Below are 2,427 nucleotides of genomic sequence, written 5' to 3'. Positions count from 1 at the left end.
GCCGGGGCGGGCGCGGCGGCGCCCGACGGGCGCTGGGCCGCGCCGGGCGGTGGAGGCGGCATGGGCAGCGAGCCGCCGCCGGACTGCGCGCGGGCGGGCGCCGGAGACACGACGAGCGCGGCGCTGGCGAGCGCGGCGATGAGTGAGCGAGGAGTCATTCCGTGGCGCCGAAGTTGAACGAAGTCCCCAACTGGACCACCGGGACGTTGATGATGCGGGACGCGCCGGCGAAGACGACGTTGTTCGTCACGTCGAGCCGGAAGGAGACCGTCTTGCCGGAGAACAGCCGCACGCCCAGGCCCAGGTTGACCGCGGGGCGGAAGCCGTCCTGGCGCTCGGTCTTCACCACCGTGCCGCCGCCGAGCAGGAACGCCTCGAAGTGCAGCACGGAGCTGTTGAGCACCGCGAGCTTGCCGTACAGCGGGCTCCAGATGAGGTCCGAGCCCACCATCCACTGGATTTCGTCCTGGAAGGCGGTGTCGGTGGGGGACACCTCGAAGTCGCGCTCGAGCTGGGTGCGCAGCGACGTGTTGACGTTGTAGCTGTACGAGCCCCGGCCCACCTGCCACGCGAACGTGTCGCTGAAGTGGTACGTGTAGCCGACGGTGCCGATGAAACCCTTGTAGTAGGCGTCGGCCGGCAGCACGCCGACGCCGAGCAGCAGCTCGTGGTGCATCCGGTACTGGCGCTCCTGGATGGCGGAGACGGTGCCGGGGTTCTCGAGCGCCTCGGCCTGGGCGAGGGCGAGGCCTGGCGCCAGGAACGAGAGGAGGAGGAGGGCGTATCGCACGGTGGGGGCTTCCTGGATGGGGGAGGACGGAACGGGCGCGGAGGGGTGCCGCGTCAGTAGCCGACGGAGTTGAAGAGGAACGGGTAGGTGATGATGACCACCCCGCCCTTGGGCGCGGGGAATTTCCAGCCCTTCAGGTTGGAGAGGATGCAGGCCTCGACGGAGGCATTGCGCAGCGTGGAGGACTTGGTCTTCGCCGCGGCCACGGAGCCGCTCACGCCGATGGTCCACTCCAGCACCACCTTGCCGGCGAGCCCGGGGTCCTTGAGCAGGGCGCGCTCGTAGCAGCCGTGGACCTCGTTCAGGTGGCTGTTGATGACGCGGGCCACGGCCTCGCGGTCCACGGTGCCCTGGGCGGAGCTGATGCTGCGGGCGGTGGCGCGCGTGACGGTGCCGCCCACCTGGCCCTTGCCGACGGAGCCCGCGCCCAGCGCGCCGATGCCGCCGCCGCCCTTGCCGCGGAGGATCTCCGCGCCGAGCGTCGCGCCGCCGCCCTTGCCGCCGCCGCCCAGGCCGAAGGTGCCCAGGCCCGCGTTGGCGATGGGCGCCTTCCCGATGAGGCCCGACAGCTTGTAGTTGGAGTTCTTCACGTTCTTGCTGCCCGGGCCGCTGCCCAGCTTGTCCACCGCGGCCAGCAGGTCCTTGGTGGCGGGGCCGGCGGCCGACAGCTTGGCCAGCGCCTTGAGCGCCTTGTTCTCCGCGGCGACCTGCTTCACGGGCTCCGGCGGGGTCTGCTGCACGACCTTCTCCACCGGCTTGGGCGGGGCCTTCTCCGCCACCTTCTTCTCCACCGGCTTGGCCTTCTGCTTGATCTCCTCCAGCTTCTGCTTCGCCTCCTCCTTCTTCTTGGGTTCGGGGGCGATGAGGCGCAGCGCGACGGGCGGCAGGTTCTTCTGCGTGAAGTCCGCGGTCTCCGGCGTGGGGGGCTTGAGCGCGATGAACGCGCCCATCCCGGACGCGAAGAGCACGAAGCACGTCAGCGCCAGCCACGGCAGGCCCTTGAGCGGGTTGACGAAGACGCGCTCGGGCTCCGGGGCCGCGTAGGCCACCAGCGACATCTGGCCCTGCGTCAGGCGGGCGGCGGTGCCCTCGCGCAGGGTGATGAAGCGGCGGCTGCCGTCGGACTCGAGCGCCGCGCCGGTGACGGGCGTGAAGCGGCCGTCATTGGCGCTCTTCTCGACCTCCGTGCCGGGCGGCACGAAGAGGCGGAAGGAGCCGTTGAGGGGCTCGGCCAGCGTGAAGGGCGCGTTGGCCTCCGGCAGGGTGAAGCCCCACAGGGGCATGGCGCCGGGGGCCTCCAGCGAGGCCTGCACGGGCAGCTTCTTGTCCGGCTTGAAGCGGCGCGCGTCGCGGCGGATGGCGCCCCAGTACAGCTCCAGGTAGAGCTGCGCGGCGCCCTTGCCCGGCGCGATGCGGGGCGCGTGCGTGGGGCGCGAGGACTGCGCGCGCGGCTCCTGGAGCAGCGGGCCGGTGGCGGCGGGCAGCGGCTCCACGGCGACGTCCGCGAGCAGGTCGTCCGCGAGCAGCATGCCGGTGTTGGCCGGCGCGGCGGGCGGCTCCGGCGTGGCGCGGCGGCGCACCGAGGGCACCGTGCCGGCGGGCACCGCCTGCACCGGCGCGACCGGCTGGGGGACGGA

At 72.4% G+C, this 2,427-nt stretch carries 2 protein-coding genes; both read right to left on the bottom strand.

Annotated features, from left to right (window positions below):
- Positions 1-154: 154 nt before the first annotated feature.
- Positions 155-790 carry an outer membrane beta-barrel domain-containing protein gene (locus LZ198_RS42695; protein ID WP_253977922.1) on the bottom strand — a complete coding sequence of 212 codons (636 nt, stop codon included), beginning with the start codon at positions 788-790 and terminating at the stop codon, positions 155-157.
- A 53-nt stretch (positions 791-843) separates the two neighbouring features.
- Positions 844-2,427, bottom strand: a 1,584-nt coding sequence (locus LZ198_RS42690) for an AgmX/PglI C-terminal domain-containing protein (protein ID WP_253977921.1), incomplete at its 5' end; no start/stop codon positions are given.

Origin of the sequence: Myxococcus dinghuensis (genome assembly GCF_024198235.1) — a bacterium.
Taxonomy (GTDB): Bacteria; Myxococcota; Myxococcia; order Myxococcales; family Myxococcaceae; genus Myxococcus; species Myxococcus dinghuensis.
The sequence above is the reverse complement of the archived record's forward strand: the minus strand, read 5'-3'. Positions and strand labels throughout refer to the sequence as shown.